Genomic DNA, 20,226 nt, shown 5'->3' with positions numbered 1-20,226 from the left:
GGCTTAGAACCCTTCCGCAGTGATCATGTCCTGAAGTTCTGGCACGCTGAGGAATACATCGTTTCCGTCTGACTGGTAGCTCCAGCCGTCTTCCACACCCTCGGCATCCGCGGGCACTTCATAGCCCCACCCGCCAAGATGCGGCATGACAATATAGCGGTCACCCACAGAGACAGTGCGCCTGGAATCATCCGCAGCAATCATTTCCTCATGCAGCTTTTCGCCGGGTCGGATGCCAATTTCGTGGGTCGCCGCGTTGGCGTCCACGGCCTGGGCCAACTCGACAATCCTGACCGAAGGGATCTTGGGCACATAAAGCTCCCCACCCTGCATCAGTTCGAATGAATCAAGGACAAATTTCACAGCCTGGCTAATCGTGATCCAGAACCGGGTCATGCGGTTGTCAGTAACAGGCAGAGACTCACCCTTTTTTGCCATCTCTTCCCAGATGGGAACAATGGACCCACGCGATCCCATCACGTTGCCGTAGCGGACAACACAGAAGCGTGTGTCGTAGGCAGCCGCATAGTGGTTGCCTGAAATGAAGAGCCGGTCGGCACAAAGCTTCGTTGCTCCGTACAGATTCACAGGACTGGAAGCCTTATCAGTCGACAAGGCAACGACCTTCTTGACTCCCGAGTCAATGGCCGCATCAATAACATTTTGGGATCCCTGGACGTTCGTCTTCACGAACTCAAACGGGTTGTATTCCGCCGTGTCAACCTGCTTCAATGCCGCAGCATGAATAACGTAGTCAACTCTGTGGAACGCGCGCTGCAGCCGGTCCTTGTCGCGCACATCTCCGATGAACCAGCGCAACCTGGGGTCATCATTGAACATGCGCCGGCACTCGAGCTGCTTTAGCTCATCACGACTAAAGATGATCAGACGCTTAACGTCATGATTCTCCAAGAGCTCTTTCGTTAGAGCTTTACCCAGCGAGCCGGTACCACCGGTAATGAGTACAGTTGAACCACTTAGCAGGGACATCCTTATAACCACCTCAAGTCAAATTGCAGGTTGCACATTCATCGCCAGACACCAATTCGGCTCGGCCATATGCGCTCTTCAGCTTACCAGACGCTTGCGCGTCGATTTCGCTCACGACACCGACGACCATGCCTTCCTTTGCACCGTTAAACAATGCAGCAAAACAAGGGAATTATCTCGAGGTCAAAGCTCGAATCTTCCGTATGAGGGCAGGAGGAAGGTAGTACATCATATACAGGGCAGTGCCGAACGCCACATCCCGAGACAACTGTGAAAGTCTGGATTTTCCGAGCAGTCGTGCCAGGATTCTGCGTTCGCGATAAATGACCTTTACATACGTTTCTCGTGGGTGCACTCCTCTGCTGACCTGATTCTCATGAATTCGGTATTCAAGAATCATCGCATCGATATTGGCAATTTTTCCTACTGCGGCCAGTCTCAGCCACAAATCGTAGTCTTCCATTTGCCGCAGTTGGCTATAACCGCCTACTGCTCGATAGGCTTCACGCCGAAACATGACAGCAGACTGTACTACGACATTTTGCTGAAGAAGTCTGCCCCTGACGTCGCCACCAGGCCTGTGTCCAAATGCACCAATTCGTTCACCGTCGTCATTTACCCAAGCCACCTGTCCACTGACCGCCACGGTTTCGGGATGGTTGTCGAGGTAATTTACTTGCAGTGCCATGCGTCCTGGTAAGGCGATATCATCTGAATCCAACCGCGCGATATAGCGGCCCCTCGCCGTTTCGCAAGCCACTTGAAGCGCGAATCCAACACCGTGCGATCTCTCGGCGTGTATTAATTTCACACGCGGGTCAACACTCCACCCCGTATCCTGCGGCAAGTCCACAGCATCGAGATAAACGATTAGCTCCAGGGCAACCCCGACTTGACTGAGAACGGACTCGACAGCTGCGTTCATCCACGGACCGACCCTGTTGGTCGGAATGACCACTGAGACGTCTACGCTGGTTTGAGAATCTTGCCTATCCACGTTATTTCTCTTGCGCTTCCCAAGGCTTAGGTGTTTCGTCGATGGCAATTCTTCGCGCCAGCTTTGTCACCGACATTTCCATGCTTCGGTGCCGCTGGTAGGTGGTAGCCATAAAGATTAACAACATGACCACAGTCCCGTAGAGGACTAAATCCGTGCCACGTCCAATGCCAAACCATCCCGCAATCGTCGTCAAAACGTTGGGAAAAAATATTGACAATGCCGATAATATGGCGAATATGCCCAGCAGGAGTCGCCTAACCGCAAGGTGTCTTGCGTTTGATCCTCCCCTCATGAGTGCTAGGGAGATCACAATAACCGATATTATAAGTATTATCTGAATAAGAATCTTCATCGTTGCCCCATGAATAGTTCCACAAGAATATTGACCGCATTTAGCAAGGACTGACCCTTCGCCTTGGAATAATCCGTATAAATTATTTCGACGGGGTGTTCCACATATCTCGGTTTCATTTCTGCGAGTCTGTTAACTATTTCGGACGCATGAGCCATGCGATTTTGAGTCAATCGCATATTCTTTGCTACATAGGGGTTGAAAGCCCTCAATCCATTGTGGGCATCGGTCAGGTCCAGGCCTGTCGACATCTTCGACTGCAGCGCTGCAGTTTTAAGGACGATGCGCTTCATCCTTGATATCTGGGTGCGGTCATCAAGGAACCGTGAGCCCAGGACAATGTCAGCCTCATCATTAAGAACCCTCTGTGACATTTCAAGGGCGTCTACGACTCGATGCTGACCATCAGCGTCAAAGGTGACGATGCAGCCAAGCTCCGGATCCTGCAGCGCATACTCTATGCCTGTTTGCAGTGCCGCGCCCTGGCCTAGATTGATCGGATGCTTGACTACAACGGCACCAGCAGCAGCTGCAATTTCAGCAGAATCGTCCGAACTACCGTCGTCAATGCAGACGATATGCTTAAATGTTGGGTGCAAGCTGCGGACAACGTCGCCGACAACTGTGCCCTCGTTGTACATCGGGATGACAATCCACGTTCTATTCACCAAATTATCCTCCCATAAGATCGCCGTTCTGCCGATTCGTGCCGAAGTTCCGGCTCGACTCTGGACCATTGAATGGGAAATTTCTCCTCAACTGAGTACGGTTCCATGTGGAGTGCTGTGCCAGTCTGTGCAGCGACCGTTGACTACTTGGGGGCAGCCCTTAGTCAACTTCGCATTGGCTCGGGGGTGGTGGTGTTCGGGCTTAAACCCACAAGATGGCGGGAGCATTGCTGTCGAACTTCACTTGCTTTCGACGTGTTGCACTCTCACGCGACGGTAGGATCTGCTGATCAAGTGTCTTGACGGGAGAGCGACTTGCCGCGAATCATTCCCGGCAGCAGGACTTTGGCGCGGAAGTTTTCGCGTCCTTGCCGAGCAAGTACCTGCCTGAGGAGCGTTCACTGTACCTGTAGGATCTGGTCGTTAAAGGGCAGCTCAGTCGATCCTGCCGATGATTGAACGTGCGAATGTTGATCATCAGCAATTGCACCAGTTCGCTGCGTTTACGATTTGGGCACTGGGACCAGTCCAACGTCGTTTGGTGCACTTGGCAGGGAACGAACATTTGGTACGCAGTCCTCACGCTCGCGCAGTAAGGGCTGACCACATAAAACATGATCAATGTATTCCGTACTGATTTAGGAGTCCATCAAGTCAAACCTAACAAAATAGCACAAGCCTGAACGTTGCCTCGTCCGTGTGCAAACTCAGCGCCCTGGAATCTTGCTCATGGCACTTCATCGTGAATTCATGACCTTCGATCAAGTGCCGCCCTAAGCAGTTGACGTAACTGGCTGTCGACATCCAGATTGTGCTGTAACTTTCTGGTGAAAATCTTGGACACCAGATTAGCGTCTCGGTGGTTCTTGATGGCGTTCCGGAAAAATTCGCTCCCTTCACTGGCTGTCAATGAGCTTTCCAAAAGCTTGCTGTCGCATGCAGTCATTGCACGACGGTAGGCCGGGGCCATTCCCTCAAGGATTCCTGCCGCAGCCTGAACTGCAGCCAGTTCCTTGCAGGCCCAGTCGTGCTCGGGACCGCGTCGACGAATGGCACCGATGAGGCTCGTCCGGGCAATTTTGCTTGCAATGGACTTGCGTTGACGTACTGACAGGTTCTGCAGCCATTCTTCGGGAAGCACTGCCATGGCCCGGAATTCATCGTTCAGTGGCAGCAAACGGTCCGTGACTCGATCTTCAGCGCTGTTGCCGAGCACATAAGCAGGCCCATTTTTGGGAAAGAGAAACTTTGCGCCTGAAAAGTACATCTGAAGGCCTAGGGCAAGATCCTCTCCAGTGCTCAGCCCGGGCACATAGCGAACATCCCCCACCCCGTCGATCGAAGATTTCCAGAGTCCTCGCATGGATGTTGCGTACGCGAGCCCATCTTTCACCGGGTCCAAGTCACGAACTCGGCAAGGCCGGGCACGTGGCGTCTTGATGATGCCCCCTGCCTCGTGCCTTACCGGCGCTATGACTGCATCGGCTTGTTCAGCCGTAATCTGCTGATACCACCAGCCCAGTGCACCTGGTTCCAGATAGTCGTCGGAATCAAGCATGCACATATAGGTCCCTGTCGCGGCATCCAATCCGGCATTCTTCGGTCCAGCCGGGGACGGAATGCCGTCGTTCAGATGCAGGAATCGCAGATTCATGCCAGTCGTGGCGCCAATGGCAGCTTGGATGTCCTTCACCGGCAGATTATGGCAGACCACAGTGACCCTGACCGAAGGCCCGAATTCCTCCACCCGGCACGATTCAATTGCCCGCATGAGCGGTCTGGCGCTCGAATGGACCGCAATAATGACGTCTATGTCCGGGTCTGGTGGAGGCCCTGCGGGAGGACGTGACGTTTGGGCCGAGGATTGCTGGGAGGAATAGTCATGCACATCGTCGATTCTACGTGGACAGACAGTCGGTACCCGGTACTGGCGTAAACTGGCTGGAGCGCTTCGCGGCAGCTTGTTAGAGGCCACCTTGGGCTGCGATTGTTTATCCCGGCCACCAATCTTGACCGTTCAGAAGGACTCCAGTGAAACCGCAGATTCTGTGCATTTCTTTTTCAGACATCAATGCGGATTCGAGGGTTTTGCGGCAAATCAAAGTTCTAGCAGAATTCGGCGACGTAACCACACTCGCCTATGGCGACAGACCGTCAGGCGCCGTGGATCATCTGGAAGTGGACACCTCACTGCCTTCCCTGCCCCAGACACCGTTGGGTGTCCTTGGGCTGGCACTCCGGCTCCACAAGGTGGTGGAACTTAGTGCGCCGGCGGTCAAGCAGGCCCTGGCACTGGCAACCGGCAAAACCTTTGACTTGATTGTTGCCAATGAAGCCCGTGCACTGCCGTTGGCCCATCACCTTGCCTCGCAATCCGCACTAAAAACTCCTGTATGGGGCGACATGCACGAGTGGGCTCCTGAGGAACGGGCACACATTTTGCCGTGGCGCCTGCTTGTCAAGCCCTACATGACCCATGTTTGCCAGACCTACATTCCTTTGACCGATGCTGTTTCCGCAGTGAATGGTTCAATTGGCCGCTTGTACGATTCCCGCTTTGGCGGTTCATCGCGCGTAGTCCGGAATGCTGCACCGTTCCAGGTCCTTGCTCCGTCTCCCATGCAGCCAGGCGTGATTCGCCTTGCTCACAGCGGGGCCGCAGTCCCCGGCAGAAATCTGGAGGGCATGATTCAGGCAGCCATCGATTTGGGTGATGGGTACACACTGGACCTGTACCTGGTCAAGGCCCGCGATGGCGGTAAATATTGGGAACGGCTGCGGGAGCTGGCTGCAGGAAATTCGAGGATTAGATTCCATGATGCCGTGGCACCCACCGAGCTGGCCGCGACGTTGAACCAGTATGATGTGGGGATTTTCAGCCTTCCGCCCATGACCACCAACCACCAACTCATGCTGCCTAACAAGTTCTTCGACTTTGTCCAGGCGCGGCTGGCCATTGTGTTCAGCCCTTCTCCTGAGACTTCCACGCTGATCGAAGGTCATTCACTGGGCAGGATCGCTGCCGATTACTCCACCCAGGCATTGGTCGACGCCGTGAAGTCGATGAGCCGGGATGACATCCAGACGTTTAAGGAGAACTCGCACAAGTCGGCCCAGGCGCTGTCATCCGTAGAAGATGAAGACGTCGAGCGTTCAATCCTGCAGAGCCTGCTTTATCCCGCAACTGCGGAGTAGTGCGCAGCAAGCTCGACGGCACTGTTCTGCAGGCTGCGTTCGTTGACCACGAATTCCCGCGCCGAGGCTCTCATGCCCAGGTACTCGTCGGTGCCCAGGCCCAAGATGTTTGCCAGGGCCTCACGAAGGCCGTCAATGTCGTTTTCTCCGGCCAGAAACCCGCTCCGGGATCCCACCATTTCAGGGGTGCCGCCGCTGGCGTAGGCCACCACGGGTGTTCCGCATGCTTGTGCTTCCAGCAGCACCAGCCCAGCAGCCTCCCTTGCACCGTTTGACTCGCGGCTGGGTACAGCCAGAACCGTTGCGCGTTGCAGGTTGCTGAGTACTACTTCACGGGCGAGCTGCCCCAGGACACGTATCCGTGGATTTCCCGCAGCCGCCTGTGCAAGGGTTTCATGGTGTGTGCCGCGCCCAATGATGACCAGATCGTGTTCGTAGGTCCGCTGCAGTTCCCGTGACGCCTGCAGCAGGTGCAGGACACCCTTTTGGTCGTTCAACGCGCCAACAAAGAGAACCACCGGTCGAGCCGACGAACGGCGATCCGTGTTTTGCATCCCAGAGTCTGGCACAAAGACTTCCGTGTCCACGCCCTGATAGTGGACCGTCATGTTCTTTGCTGAGAATCCGTTGTCAACAGCCTTGCCAGCCAAGTAGTTGCTGACGGCAAGGACCTTTGAGCTGGTGGCCTGAACAAGCCCTATGTTGTGGTGGTGCCAGCGCTGCATGGGTGTGTGCGCCGGCTTGCCGGCCACTACAACGTCGGAACCATGAAGTGTTGTAATGAGCGGTGCCTTGGCGCGATTGGCGGCGCGCACCGCCGGCCATGACCACGTTGCAAAGTGCTGGTGGACAACGTTGGGCCCGAACTTTTCGATGGCCCTCGACATGGCCGGCATGACGAGGGGGAGGTATCTTTCCCGGGCGGCAAACGGTTTACCGCGGAACGGGGCGAAGTCCTGCACGTCAACGCGCACTCCGGGGTCCGTAATTTCTGCTGCCATGGTGAAGAACTTGAAGTCAAAATCCTCACGCATGATCTGTGCATGGGCCACAGCAAAATAGGTTGGTGGAATCAACAGCGAACTTTTACTCAATGCTATTTTCACGATGAAACTTTCCTTGTCCGCAAGCGCCACAGCAACTGTATGTCCTTGAGGGATATTAGGGACCACGCGAACAAGAATGCGACCGCCATGACAAGTCCCACCCACTGCGGCGGGTTGGCGGTGAATGTGTAGGCAAGGCCAACGGCAACAAGGGCAGTCCCGGCAGCAAGCCGGGAAAACAGTCCCGCCCATTTTTGATTCTCCAACAGCCAAATTCGACCGATGGGTAGGGTCGAGGTGCAAACAGTCGTGACCAGATAGCCCACAACAATCGCCATGACACCCATTGATGGCGTCAGCACCACCCACAGCAGCACCGCCAGAACAAGCCCGCAGGCCGCCACAATCGAGACGAATCTGGCACCTTCAATGCCTTGGGCATTGAGCCTGTTGACAGCTGCGACGGGAAGCGTTGTAAACATGACAGCAATGAGCAGAAGGGAGAGCATTTGTGCTGCCCCAGCGAACCTCTCGCCATAAAGCACCTGGAGCATGAGGGGGGCCGCCAGCGCCATCGCCCCAAACACGGGAAGCATAGTGACCAGCAGCCCCCTCGTAACAAGATCCGTCTGCGTCTTCATTGAGGTCTGGTCTCCCCGTCCTCCGGCCTCCGCCATCGTGGGGAACAAGACCTGGCTCAGGGTGCGCGCCACCATGGTTGCCGGCGTCGCCAGACTGAGAGCCGCCGCATAGAGGCCCGCATCGTGGCCGCTGCCAACGAGTTTGGCGGCAATCATGGAAAGCTGCAGGAGCCCCGTGCTGGAAACTGTGCCCAAAACGCCATAAATAACAAACCGGTTCATTTGCTTTACAAAGGGCTTGTCCAGTTCCGCGGAACCGCTCTTAGGCCAGCAAACAATTCCATAGACACCATAGGACAACGCCAGCGGAACCAAGAGCACTGCGTTGGCGCCCAGAACCAGCACCAGCACCAGCATGACCAATGAAGCCGCCGCGCTCAAGGCGTCCCAGATCGCAGCCCGTTCAATCTGTCCTGCACCATATTGCACGCCACGGGTAAACGACCATGTGGCATACCCCAAAAGTAGCAAGCCGGCGCTGAGGGAGGTTCCCAGGTCAGCGTGCAGGACGGTCAGGCAGATGCCCACGGTGGCCAGGGCCAGCACAGCCGCGCTCCCCAGCATTCTTCTGCCCAGATAGTTGGCCACTGCCTGCGCATGGTCCATCTTCCCGGCCCCACGCATTTGGGCGACAAAGCGAGTGGCAGCCTGTCCAGAGGATGTGGGCCACAAAAGACTCAGCAAAAGGGCCACGGACATGGCCGAGTTGACTGTGCCCAAGGCGACAGGGCCGAGAAAGCGTCCAAGCAGGATGTTGTAAAGGAATCTCACTAGCCCCTGGGAAAGTGTGCCCATAAGACCAAACAACCATCGCCTCGAGAGTGCTGAAGTGGCCGATTTACTGACGTCGGTTCGCCGTATGAATCTAGACATTACTTGAGGGACATCCTTCGGCAAGTAAAAGGAGCAGAAGCCACCTGGCTGGCCGTGACATCTACGCCGTCGTGGATACCGTTGCTTCCAGTGCTCCTTCTTCCATGTTCGGTCCACCTCACCCTGGACAATGTGCCGGGCCCGTTGCTGCCAAGACAACTCCTGCCGCAGTTCTCCCAACAGCGGTTAGGGAATAGTTTTCTTCCACCCAGTCGGAAATTTGGAGTCTTTGGCCCTGGTCTACTGGTTGTACAAGTGCTTCACGCATCGCCGCGGCAACTTCACTTGCATCCCAGTCGCACGCCTTCCCCAAATTGTTGGCGGCAATCAGGTCTTTTAAAGGTCCTACGCCGGAATATATAGCTGGAGCGCCGGCAGACAAGCCTGCGAGGGCCTTCGTCGCGAAGGCAAAATCGTAGCCCTTGTTGGGCCGGACTGAAGCAAGGTTCGCCACTGAACTCCTGAGCCACGTAGCAACAATCTCACCAGACGCCGGTGGATTGAATACTATTTGGGATCCCGCAGGTGCTGCTCTTTGGCGCAGAATTTCCAACTCAGTGCCTTGTCCAAAAATGATAAGCCGAACATCAGGGTGGTCCTCTGCCACGGACAGAAAGGCGTCAATAAAGACCCCTGCCCCTTGAATCTCCGACATAGTGCCAGCGTAGACGAAGTACTTACCTTCCGCTTCCATGTTCGGCCCTGCAAGTCGAAAGATGGTGGTGTCGACCCCGGTGCCCACATTGTAAATACTGTCATTTCCACCAATAAGTGCCGAGACTTCAATCTCAACACCTCGTGAAACTGCCATAATGGACTTTGCTTGCCTTAGAACTAAACGCTCAAGGACTGTCAACACCTTCAAGATTGGTCCACTAACGCCAATGCCCTTCGCTGCAGACGATGAAACATCTGCAGAAAAATACACAAACGGCGTCAGCTTCAGCGCAGTTGCCACCGCCACCATAAGCCCAGTGGTCGGAGGTGGTTCGACAACTACGACGTCTGCTTTTCTGCTGAACAGCAATCGAAAAAATAGCGGAATGTCAAAGCTCAAATATTGCACATAGCCGCGTACATTTCCACCGGGATCTCTCAGGACAGGCCAGCGCCGAACCCTGTATGGGTGCGAGACTGGATCCGAGCCTTTGGGAGGCCTCGAAGTCATGATTTCCACTTCAGCTCCCGTGCTGTACAAGGCATCAGCGAGTGCTTTCAAACGGTATGACGCTGCCCCCACTTCAGGCGCAAAAAGCCTGGATACTATGATCACTCTGGGGGACGTTGAGGAGCTCACTGTGCAATCAGTCTAACGGACTCACCCGTCCGGGATGATTCCAGGACGGCTTCGGCAACGACCAGAATTTCTTGTCCCTCTGCCATTGTCACTACGTTTTGCCGCAGCCCCAGGACCGCGTCACGGAACGCCTCAAGTTCTGTGCGCAGCGGCTCCGGCTTAGCAATCGCCAACCTCGTCATGTTACCTTCGGATACTCCGCGGAAGGCTCCAATGGAATCCCATTCCGTGGCAACGGTGCCATTCTCGTAGAACGTCAGGTCCGCCGTCAGCGTATCTGCCACGAAGGCACCCCTTTCCCCGGTGACGATGGTCATGCGTTCCTTCATGGGTGAAAGCCAGTTCACCAAGTGGTTGGTGATGATGCCGTTCTTCAGCTTGCCGGTTGCAGCCATCATGTCCTCGTGGGGACGTCCACTGCGGGTGGTGGTCTGTGCAAAGATTGATTCGAAGTGGCTCTGGGCCAGCCATGCGGTCAGGTCAATGTCGTGGGTGCCAAGATCCTTGACCACGCCCACATCTGCGATGCGGGCAGGGAACGGTCCCTGACGGCGTGTGGCAATCTGGTAGACCTCACCCAGTTCGCCGTCGGCAATGCGCTTGCGCAGCGACTGCAGTGCGGGATTGAATCGTTCAATGTGGCCGACGGCCCCCACTAAGCCCTTCGCTGCAAAGGCTTCGACAAGTCGCTGACCGGCAGGGACGCTGGCTGCGATGGGCTTCTCCACTAGTGTGTGCACGCCGGACTCGGCAAGGGCCATTCCGACTTCCTCATGCATGCCGGTGGGAACTGCTGCGACAGCCATGTCGAGACCGGCTGCGATGAGCTCCTCAACGCCGCCCAGAACAGGAAGACCCCTTGCCACACCATGTGGATCGCCGTATGCGTCGGCCACGGCCACCAAGTCAATGCCCTCAACTTCGCGGATGACGCGTGCGTGGTGGCGACCCATCATGCCCAGCCCGATGAGTCCAACGCGAAGATTCGCCATGTTTATGCACCGCCCTTCACAATGGTGTTTACGGCCGTGACAATGCGCTCGAGATCGTCCTGCGTCAATGACGGGTGAACCGGCAGTGAAAGAACCTCTTTGGCAGCGATTTCGGTGTTCGGCAGGTCCTCAATACGGTTGAAGGACGGGAGCCGGTGGTTCGGCACCGGGTAGTACACACCGGAACCGATATTGAACTCGGACCGCAGACGCTCGTGCAGCTCATCCCGGCCTTCACGAACGCGGATCGTGTACTGGTGGTAGACGTGCTCGGCCCCGTCAGCAACCTTGGGCGTTCCTACACCCTCAAGGTTTGCCGAGAAGAATGCCGCGTTGTCCTGCCGTTGCTTGGTCCAACCCATGACCTTGGTCAGCTGCACACGGCCAATGGCAGCGTGCAGGTCGGTCATGCGGTTGTTGAAGCCAACCAGTTCGTTCTGGTACTGGGTTTCCATGCCCTGGTTGCGCAGCAGGCGCAGATTCCTCTCAACTGTGGCGTCCGATGTGGAGACCATGCCACCCTCACCGGAAGTCATGTTCTTGGTGGGGTACAGGCTGAACATGCCGAACTTGCCGAAGGTGCCGACCTTCTTGCCGTTCAATGCCGCACCATGGGCTTGTGCCGCATCCTCGTAGAGGTCAATGCCGTGCTTTTCTGCCAGAGCAGCGAAAGCCTCGGCGGCAAAGGGGTGCCCGTAAAGGTGCACTGGCATGATGCCCTTGGTCTTCTCCGTGATCAGGGATTCAACATGGGCCACGTCCAGGGCGTAGTAGTCCAGTTCAATGTCGGCAAAAACGGGGGTGGCACCGGTCAGCGCAACAGAGTTGCCCGTGGCTGCAAAGGTGAAGGAGGGAACAATGACCTCATCGCCCGGGCCGACCCCAGATGCCAGCAGCCCCAGGTGCAGGCCCGAGGTTCCTGAGTTGACGGCCACGCTGGCGCGGCCGTCAAGGAGAACATCGGAAAATTCCGTCTCAAAATTGGCCACCTCCTGACCTTGCGCCAACATGCCAGAGGCCATGACGGCGTTGACCGCTGCCCGCTCTTCCGCACCGATGATCGGTTTTGCTGCGGGAATGAAGTCCTGGCTCATGCGTTGCCTTCTGCCTCTTTCAGGGAGTTTGAATTCTCAATGTATTTTGCACCGGTTTCCGGGCATACCCAGAAGCCGCCTGCTTCCGCAAGGGGGAATCCTGCCTTGCCAACCCAGCCCAGACGGCGCGCTGGGACGCCTGCCATGAGGGCGAACGCGGGAACGTCCTTGGTCACCACGGAGCCGGCGGCAATGGTAGACCAACGACCAATCGTCAAAGGGGCAATGCACACCGCTCGGGCCCCAACGGAAGCCCCGTCCTCAATCGTGACACCCACAGGGGTCCAATCATGGGCGCTCTTAAGCGAGCCATCAGGGCTTACTGCGCGAGGATAGGTGTCATTGGTCAATACAACGGCCGGCCCAATGAAGACCCCGTGGCCCAAGACTGCCGGTTCGTAGACGAGCGCGTAGTTCTGGATCTTACTGTTGGCTCCGATTTTTACGCCGTTGCCAACGTAGGCGCCACGGCCCACGATGCAGTTTTCGCCAAGAACGGCGTCCTCACGGACCTGGGCAAGGTGCCAAATTTTGCTGCCTTCACCAATAATGGCCTGGTCTGCAACATCAGCGCTGGGGGCAATGTAACTCATGCTAATTCTCCTGATCGGATCCGGCTGGGGATTCCCTTAGGCCTTGCCAATGACACGATAAGTCACGCCGGGCCACTTCTTAGCCGAGCTTACCCGGCGCCCGTCAATGAAAGCTGTGAGACCGGGCAGATCGGCAGGGCCCAGCTCCCGGTACTCGGCATGGTCGGACTGGACTACTGCTGCGTCCACGGGCTCACCGAGGTGGTAGGCGACGAATCCAAGCTTGGCCAGTTCCGCGTCCGTGTACATGGGGTCGTGGACCAGTGCGATGCCGCCACGACGGTTGATGGACTCAACGGCGTCGAACACGCCTGAGAACGCCGTCTCCTTCACTCCGCCGCGGTAGGCCGCACCAAGCACGACGACGCGTGCACCGGTCAGGTCCCCAAAGGCACCTTCCAGGAGGCCGATGGTGTAGTCAGGCATGTCTGCGTTGGCGGCACGGGCGGCGCGGACGACGGTTGCGTCGGGGTCGTTCCACAGGTATAGACGGGGATAGACAGGAATGCAGTGCCCGCCCACGGCGATGCCGGGCTGGTGGATGTGGCTGTAGGGCTGTGAGTTGGAGGCAGCGATGACCTGGTAGATGTCAATGCCGGTCTTTGCGGCGAAGCGGGCGAACTGGTTCGCCAGGCCAATGTTCACGTCGCGGTAGGTTGTCTCGGCCAGCTTGGCCAGCTCCGAAGCCTCGGCGGAGCCGAGGTTCCAGACGCCGTTGGTGCGGTTAAGATCGGGGCGGTCATCAAAGTCCAGAACAGCCTCGTAGAATTCGATCGCCTTGGCGGCGCCAGCTTCCGAGAGCCCGCCAATCAACTTGGGGTACTTGCGCAGGTCTTCAAAGACTCGGCCGGTCAGGACGCGCTCGGGAGAGAACACCAAGTGGAAGTCCTTGCCCTCAACCAAGCCTGAGCCTTCTTCGAGAGCAGGCTTCCAGCGGGTGCGGGTGGTGCCAACGGGCAGCGTTGTCTCGTAGGCAACCAAAGTGTTGGGGGTCAAGTGGCGGGCCAGTTCGGCAGTTGCCGCATCCATCCAGCCAAAGTCGGGCTTGGCATCGGAGTCAACAAACAACGGCACAACCAGCACCACAGCGTCGGCGCCCGGGACAGCGTCGGCATAGTTCGTCGTCGCACGCAATCTACCGGCCGGGACCAGTTCGGAGAGCATTTCCTGCAGGTGAGCCTCGCCAGGGAAGGGCTCGGTGCCCGCGTTGACCAGATCGACCACGGTCTGGTTGACGTCAACGCCAACGACTTCGTGGCCTTTGGAAGCAAACTGGACAGCCAGTGGCAGGCCGATCTTGCCGAGTGCTATCACTGCAATCTTCACGATTTACCAGCCTTCTCTCTTGAGTTTTGGTTACGTAGCGGCGAACGATGGTTCCGGCCCGTGGCTTCCAGAATATCCGTCTTTGCGGATGCAGCCCCTAAAGTGCGAGCCATCCCACAACCTCCGGTGCGGGAGCGGTCCCGCCAAAAAGGATGCAATACACGCGGGGGACGAAAATCACATCTACCCATGGCCGACAGCCAAAGTGCAAAGTGTAAACTGATTTGTTGGGCGCGAGAGGAACAAAAAACCCATATGACCTGGTGGCAAGCAGTACCGGCAGTCCTTGCAGCGGCTGCTCTTTTAGCTGTCCCAGGTCTTATTTTTTCATATGCCATCGGCGCCCGGCGATTCATGCTTGTGGCCATGGCGCCGCTGAGCTCAACAGGCCTTGTGGGACTGTCCGGCATAGCCAGCGGCTTCTTCGGGATCAGGTGGGATGTCTGGTTCCTTGCCGGATTCACTTTTTTGGCCAGCGCGATTGGGGCTCTGCTCCGACGGAGATTCCGACATAGAATTACGCTGGTTGAACGCCCCACTGGGGGCCTTTGGACAAGCACACTCCCTATCTTGGTGTCGTTGGCGATTCCAGCGCTCCTGATTGGCAAGTGGCTGGTGGCCAGCATTGCGAACCCGAATCGTTTTTCACAGGCCTACGACAATGTCTTTCACCTGAACGCCATTGCTTACATCGTTCAGACGGGCAATGCCTCAACATTTACCCTCGGACAAATGATCAGTCCCGGAAACGCGATTGCCATCTATCCTTCCGCCTGGCACTCGCTGTGTGCCCTGATTGTTGACCTCACCAATGTGAATGTGATGGTTGCGGAAAACGCGCTCACACTCATTGTTTGCGCTGTTGTGTGGCCATTGTCCTGCATTGCCTTGGTGCGTGCGACAGTTGGCACGAAGCCTCTTCCCATCATCGCTGCTGGGGTTCTTGCCGCCGGCTTTGGGGCTTTTCCGTTCCAGCTCGTCCAGCGGGGCCCGCTGTTCCCGAATCTCTTGTCCTATGCCCTGCTGCCAGTCGTTATCGTTCTGGTTGCAGGCCTGGTCGGTGTGTGGCGTGAGAAGCTGCTTGACATTTTCGCCTTGCTGATCCTCCTCCCGGTTGGTGTGGCAGCGCTCTTTACCGCCCAGCCGAATGGTTTTACCGCCCTCCTGGCCGTCTCACTGCCACTGCTCCTCGGATTCTGGCTGCGTTCGCTACGGAAGCAACAAAAAGCGGGCGCCACCCGTCAACGCCTGGCGTGGACGGCCGCTACGATCCTGCCTGGCGCAGCCATCTTTGCGCTCATTTGGAATGCGCTCTTGATTCCCTTCCAGCAATGGCAGCCGATCAGGTCCTTCCCTGAGGCAGTGACGGATGTGATAACGGGCGGCCTTCTGGGAAACGCACCAACGTGGCTGGCCTCGGTCCTTGCCCTGGCAGGCGTGGCAACAATCATTGTCCGGCGCCGTGGCTATTGGATGGTGGCTGCCTTTGTTCTGTTGAGCACCTTGTACGTGGTCGCCGCATCAAGCCCGAAGGGGCCATTCCGGCATCTGCTTGTAGGCAGCTGGTACGAAGACACCCCCAGACTTGCCGCGCTGGTTCCGCTGTTCACCTTGGTGCTTGCGGCAGTTGGAGTGCACGGCATTGTTCAGGCGATGGCCAAGACCGCGCAAACAGTACAGTACACAATTTGGAGTAAGCCTTCGCTGGAATTCATTCCGGTTTCGAGCGCTACGGCAGCAACGGTGACAGGCTTCCTTGTGCTTGCTCTGACGCTGGCTTCGCCTATTGACGGCAGCCCAGGTCTGTTCCCGCGCACTTCGTCCGTCACACCGCCCATTTCACAACTGTGGAGCACCGAGGCCAGCACTCTCCTGTCAGTAGACGAGTATGTACTTTTGGCGCGGCTGAACCAGTCGGTTCCACAAGATGAGGTCATCGCCGTCAATCCTTTCAATGGCGGATCGCTGGCTTATGCCGTTGCCGGACGAAAGGTGACGCAGTACAACTTGACTGCTTCCGGTCCAGGCGATGACCTTTCGGCCATTGCAGCGTCATTGGCATACGCTGAGCCGAAATCCGACGTCTGCAAACAGGCCAACGCTGGGAATATTCACTACATCTTGGACTTCGGGAGCAGCTATATCGGGGTCTACGAGGCTTCGCTGCTGTATCCAGGATTTGTCAATGTAGGCAGTTCCCCGCATGTCACCCTTGTAGATCACGAAGGCGAAGCCAAGCTCTACGAGCTGACCGGCTGCAAGCCTTAGGAATCGCCCGCCGTCCTCGTGGGGAACAACCGCCTCTGGCCAGAACCCAAGGCTTCTCCCAGTGAACTGCCATTGCCACAACTAGCGCACCTCACACTAGGTTCAGAGCTTGCGCGCTATGAACGGGGCCATGAGCGCGGAGAATTCACCGTTCAGATGATCCTTGTCAAAGTAGACGGGCATATTACCTACAACGGCATAGCAGAGCTTCTGATCGCAGAAGTGATCCGTCAAATCAACGAGTTTAACCCGCTCCGAGTCCAGCGACTTAGCCGCTGCAATCAGAGGGTCGGAAGGTTGGGCAATCTTACGGTCGACGGCACATCGGAGCGGGTCATTCGGGTTCAAGGTGACGCAGTTGCTATCTCTGACAGATCCGTTTAGTGGTGGATCTGCCAAAACGACCACGTCACTGCCTACGGCTGCCCACCGTAGCCAGAATTTTGGCAATCCCTCAACATATTGTTCCTCCTGGCTGCGCCGTGAACCATCGTCCAGTTGCTCCTCTCTGGCAAAAATTGAATAGAAAACCTTGCTGGGCTTTTCCTCTTCGATCATCTTGGCAATCGACTGGGATCCCGTAGTACAGGCTTTGCTGGCCTTTTCGTCAGTTTTGCCCCTGAAACCCTTGAACGATACGTCGGCAACAGGGCAGCCGCCGAGCAGGGCATAGCTTAGTTTCCATTTGTTGACCTTCGCCAACTCCATGACCGCCAGTTGCCACTGTTCGGCGTGTGAATCACCCGTCAGCCAAACAGACTCTGCGTCCATGCTGCCATCAGAATAATCACATAGCCCAACCACATCCACCCCAGGGCGCTTGCGGCTGGGGTCTACTGCGCATCCCGGAGCGGAAGCATAATACTTATTGGAGTCCCCCATGACTGTCACTGCAGCGGGACCCAGCGCATCTTCACACTTGGCAGTCATCGGCAGTGCTGCGGGACCGCTGCAGGGGTTTTCAAGCAGCTGCGCGGCTACAACTTGCGCCTGCCCTTGCTTGAACAGTGCACCTGCAACAAGTCCCGAAGAAACCAGTCCCAGGATGACAATTCCCACGCCCATCGCGGCAAAGGTCGCCCGTGGCCTCACGCCTAGAATTCTCCATGCCCTGGCTTGATCTTCAACGAGGATTTTAGTTCCCCACGCAAGCGGCAGGCAAAGCAGCAGGACCGCGAGCTTGTGCCATGAATTCAAGGGTTCTGCCAGCACGAATGGGGCAACGACGATCATAGGCCAGTGCCACAAATAGATGGAGTAGGAGATGTCGCCGACCAGTTGTACCGGTTTCCAGCTAACGAGACCTTTGAGCGGGGCCTTGGATTGGTTCATGCCCGCGGCAATTACAGCCACGGTTCCCATGACTGGCAATAGGGCTGTCCACCCGGGGAACTGTGTTTCGGGGCCAAATCTGAAAGCAGCAACAATGATCGTTAGCCAGCCAGCTGCCGCCACAGCGCTGCTGGCAGCACGGGAAAACACAAGCTTGGTGGCAAGGAGTGCCAGGAGCCCGCCGAAGGCGAACTCCCAGACGCGCACAGGCGTGGCAAAGTATGCCGGGCTCGGGTTCATGGCCGTGAAATAGACAGAGAAGATGAGACTCGCCATGGCCATCATCCCTACCCCAGCAGCCAAAGCTGCACGGGGGTTAAGGACTTTCCTGCCAAGCACATATAGTCCATACAGGGCCAGCGGCCAGAAAAAGTAGAACTGTTCCTCCACTGACAATGACCAATAGTGCTGGGCAATGGTGGCCTGATCATTCAAGGCCGAATAGTCAACTGATTGAGCGGCCAGGGACCAATTCTCGATGTACAGAACACTCATCATTGCTTCTCTGGCGGTCTGAGTCCACTGGGAGTAGGGGACCCAGAGGTACACAGCCAGTGAACTCACGGCCAGAACCAGGAAAGCCGCGGGCAGCAGTCGTTTGACACGGCGAGCATAAAACTTTCCGAGGTCAATCTTGGATGTTGCGGATAGCTCCTTGAAAAGGTGGGTCGTGATCAGGAATCCGGAGATCACAAAGAACACATCGACGCCGACGAAGCCTCCGGTCATGCGATGCGGCCACAAATGGTTCAACACCACGAGCCCCACTGCCAGAGCTCTCAGGGCTTGAATGTCGGCTCGAAAGACTACACGCCTGGGGCGTACCAGCTCCGGCGATTGAGGAGTTGGCCGTCCTGATTCTGTCCTCTGCTCCGCGTTCACCAGGGCATCAGTCCGATCTTTGAGAAACCATATTCCACACCGGCGCGGATGGAACTTGTTTGTCGCTTCATTGACCGCGCATCTTGGCGACGGCGTCGTGAATGTTGCCGTCGAAGCGCACTTCCCCATGATCCAGCAATACTCCGCGGTCGCAGATTCGCGATACCAGGTCCAGGTCATGGCTGACCACAACGAGTGTCTTACCCTCGGAAGCCAGCTCCTGGATTTTAGCGATGCACTTTTTCTGGAAGGGTTCGTCTCCCACAGCAAGGATCTCATCCACCAGGAAGACTTCCGGGTCGGTGTGAACAGCCACCGAGAACGCCAGGCGGAGGTACATGCCCGAAGAATAGAATTTTACTTCCGTATCGATGAACTGGCCGATCTCGGCGAAGTCCACAATGGATTGGAATCGTTCATTGATCTGATCCTCGCTCATGCCCAGAATGGCACCGTTGAGGTAGACGTTGTCACGGCCGGAGAGATCGTGGTGGAAACCAGCGCCCACCTCAATCAAGCCGGCCACCCGGCCGCGTGTGCGGACAGTCCCGCTGTCCGGGATCATCACTCCGGAGATGTGCTTCAGGAGGGTGGATTTGCCGGATCCGTTGAATCCCAACAGCGCAACAGTTTCGCCCTGTTTCACCACCAGGTCCACACCTTTCAGGGCGTGGAACTTTTCGGAGAGCTCCCCCTTGCGGCCCTTGATCAACCAAACGAATGCCTCTTTGATCGATCGTGAATGGCGCAGCACAAACTGCTTGTCAATGCCTTTTACTTCGATGGCTGTTGTCATCTTAAAGCTCCTGCGCGAATCGGCCTTCAAGCCTGCGGAAGGTCAGCTGTCCCCACAAAAGGACAACTGCTGACATGCCTAATGCCACCGGAATCCAGAAGGACAACAAGTTGGGTGGGATGCTGGCACTCTCATCAGTTGTGGGCATCCAGAACGCATAGTGGAAGGTTTCCACGGCCACAGTGATGGGGTTCAGCTGATAAATGAAGAACCAAAAATCACCCAATTTCCCCTGCACCATAGTCCAGGAATACATCACCGGTGATGCCCAGGTGGCGACCATCAGGAGCATGTCAACAAAGTTTTCCGAATCTCGGAAATACACGTTGGCAGCACCAAACAACAGCCCCAGGCCGGTGGCCAGCAGCGCAACGATGATGAAGCCCGCCACGGCAGCGACAAGCTGCAGCAGAGAGGGATGCCATCCGCTGAAGAGGCAGGCAACAATCAGGATGACCAACTGCGGAAAGAAGTGCACAGCCGAGACCCACACCGAAGCTACTGGGAACAGCTGCCGTGGAAGGTAGATTTTCTTGATCAACCCCCCATTGCCCACGATGGAGCGGGACGCGTTTCCCAAGGCTTCGGTGAAGAAGTTGATCAGAACAATGCCCGAGAACAAGTAGATTGCATAATTGGGCAATCCCGACTTGTTCGTCGGGCTTTGTTCCAACCCCATGAACACACCGAGCGCCACATAGAAAACCACAAACTGAACACCCGGCTTTACATAGGACCACAACAGTCCCAAGACAGATCCGCGGTACCGGACTTTCAGTTCCTTGCGGACCAAAAGCTTTAAGAGGAAGCGTGCCCGCACCACATCTGCCAGTCCGCCGCTTACACCGGGGCGGACCAGCTCACTGTTCGTTTGCGTCATG

General features: G+C 56.6%; 17 protein-coding genes. 2 read left to right on the top strand and 15 right to left on the bottom strand.

Annotated features, from left to right (window positions below):
- Positions 1 to 3: 3 nt before the first annotated feature.
- From pseB to AB0P14_RS04425, 5 genes are all read right to left on the bottom strand, one after another.
- Positions 4 to 990 (bottom strand): UDP-N-acetylglucosamine 4,6-dehydratase (inverting), encoded by a 987-nt coding sequence (gene pseB / locus AB0P14_RS04445; protein WP_363838362.1) that lies wholly within the window; start codon positions 988 to 990, stop codon positions 4 to 6.
- A gap of 172 nt (positions 991 to 1,162) precedes the next feature.
- Entirely contained in the window at positions 1,163 to 1,948 is a 786-nt protein-coding gene (locus AB0P14_RS04440; protein WP_363839326.1) for a glycosyltransferase, read from the bottom strand.
- A gap of 40 nt (positions 1,949 to 1,988) precedes the next feature.
- On the bottom strand, positions 1,989 to 2,342 hold the full coding sequence (locus AB0P14_RS04435) for a DUF2304 domain-containing protein (protein ID WP_363838360.1): 354 nt from the start codon (positions 2,340 to 2,342) through the stop codon (positions 1,989 to 1,991).
- A complete protein-coding gene (locus AB0P14_RS04430) occupies positions 2,339 to 3,010 on the bottom strand; it encodes a glycosyltransferase family 2 protein (protein ID WP_363838357.1) in 672 nt (223 codons plus the stop codon). The genes AB0P14_RS04435 and AB0P14_RS04430 overlap by 4 nt, the downstream gene beginning before the upstream one ends.
- Positions 3,011 to 3,758: 748 nt before the next feature.
- On the bottom strand, positions 3,759 to 4,664 hold the full coding sequence (locus tag AB0P14_RS04425; RefSeq protein WP_363839323.1) for a glycosyltransferase family A protein: 906 nt from the start codon (positions 4,662 to 4,664) through the stop codon (positions 3,759 to 3,761).
- A 377-nt stretch (positions 4,665 to 5,041) separates the two neighbouring features.
- Here AB0P14_RS04425 and AB0P14_RS04420 point away from each other — a divergent pair, with 377 nt between their 5' ends.
- Complete coding sequence (locus AB0P14_RS04420; RefSeq protein ID WP_363838354.1) at positions 5,042 to 6,205, top strand: hypothetical protein; 1,164 nt, start codon at positions 5,042 to 5,044, stop codon at positions 6,203 to 6,205.
- On the opposite strand, the gene AB0P14_RS04415 is transcribed toward AB0P14_RS04420, so the two are convergent.
- The 7 genes from AB0P14_RS04415 to AB0P14_RS04385 all read right to left on the bottom strand — a co-directional run bounded on the left by AB0P14_RS04415 (position 6,184) and on the right by AB0P14_RS04385 (position 14,067).
- Entirely contained in the window at positions 6,184 to 7,311 is a 1,128-nt protein-coding gene (locus AB0P14_RS04415; RefSeq protein ID WP_363838352.1) for a glycosyltransferase, read from the bottom strand. The genes AB0P14_RS04420 and AB0P14_RS04415 overlap by 22 nt on opposite strands.
- Positions 7,308 to 8,765, bottom strand: a complete 1,458-nt coding sequence (locus tag AB0P14_RS04410) for a lipopolysaccharide biosynthesis protein (protein WP_363838349.1) — start codon at positions 8,763 to 8,765, stop codon at positions 7,308 to 7,310. Before AB0P14_RS04410 ends, AB0P14_RS04415 begins: the two co-directional genes overlap by 4 nt.
- A gap of 118 nt (positions 8,766 to 8,883) precedes the next feature.
- The gene (locus AB0P14_RS04405; RefSeq protein ID WP_363839320.1) at positions 8,884 to 10,005 is read right to left on the bottom strand and encodes a glycosyltransferase; all 1,122 of its coding nucleotides are present in this window, start codon (positions 10,003 to 10,005) and stop codon (positions 8,884 to 8,886) included.
- Positions 10,006 to 10,058: 53 nt separating this feature from the next.
- Complete coding sequence (locus AB0P14_RS04400; RefSeq protein WP_363838347.1) at positions 10,059 to 11,054, bottom strand: Gfo/Idh/MocA family oxidoreductase; 996 nt, start codon at positions 11,052 to 11,054, stop codon at positions 10,059 to 10,061.
- 2 nt (positions 11,055 to 11,056) lie between these two features.
- Positions 11,057 to 12,148 carry a DegT/DnrJ/EryC1/StrS family aminotransferase gene (locus AB0P14_RS04395; protein ID WP_363838344.1) on the bottom strand — a complete coding sequence of 364 codons (1,092 nt, stop codon included), beginning with the start codon at positions 12,146 to 12,148 and terminating at the stop codon, positions 11,057 to 11,059.
- On the bottom strand, positions 12,145 to 12,741 hold the full coding sequence (locus AB0P14_RS04390) for an acyltransferase (protein WP_363838342.1): 597 nt from the start codon (positions 12,739 to 12,741) through the stop codon (positions 12,145 to 12,147). Before AB0P14_RS04390 ends, AB0P14_RS04395 begins: the two co-directional genes overlap by 4 nt.
- A 36-nt stretch (positions 12,742 to 12,777) precedes the next feature.
- The gene (locus AB0P14_RS04385; protein ID WP_363838339.1) at positions 12,778 to 14,067 is read right to left on the bottom strand and encodes a nucleotide sugar dehydrogenase; all 1,290 of its coding nucleotides are present in this window, start codon (positions 14,065 to 14,067) and stop codon (positions 12,778 to 12,780) included.
- A 189-nt stretch (positions 14,068 to 14,256) separates the two neighbouring features.
- Here AB0P14_RS04385 and AB0P14_RS04380 point away from each other — a divergent pair, with 189 nt between their 5' ends.
- The gene (locus AB0P14_RS04380; RefSeq protein WP_363838336.1) at positions 14,257 to 16,335 is read left to right on the top strand and encodes a DUF6541 family protein; all 2,079 of its coding nucleotides are present in this window, start codon (positions 14,257 to 14,259) and stop codon (positions 16,333 to 16,335) included.
- Positions 16,336 to 16,437: 102 nt separating this feature from the next.
- Here AB0P14_RS04380 and AB0P14_RS04375 read toward each other — a convergent pair whose 3' ends face one another.
- The 3 genes from AB0P14_RS04375 to AB0P14_RS04365 form a co-directional block, all read right to left on the bottom strand.
- Entirely contained in the window at positions 16,438 to 18,549 is a 2,112-nt protein-coding gene (locus AB0P14_RS04375; protein WP_363838333.1) for an acyltransferase family protein, read from the bottom strand.
- Positions 18,550 to 18,616: 67 nt separating this feature from the next.
- Entirely contained in the window at positions 18,617 to 19,345 is a 729-nt protein-coding gene (locus AB0P14_RS04370) for an ABC transporter ATP-binding protein (protein ID WP_363838331.1), read from the bottom strand.
- Between the two features lies 1 nt (position 19,346).
- Positions 19,347 to 20,225, bottom strand: a complete 879-nt coding sequence (locus AB0P14_RS04365) for an ABC transporter permease (RefSeq protein WP_363838328.1) — start codon at positions 20,223 to 20,225, stop codon at positions 19,347 to 19,349.
- Position 20,226: the final 1 nt, after the last annotated feature.

This window comes from Specibacter sp. NPDC078709 (assembly GCF_040686795.1).
Classification (GTDB): Bacteria; Actinomycetota; Actinomycetes; order Actinomycetales; family Micrococcaceae; genus Specibacter.
This window is presented reverse-complemented; position numbering and strand designations above follow the sequence as displayed.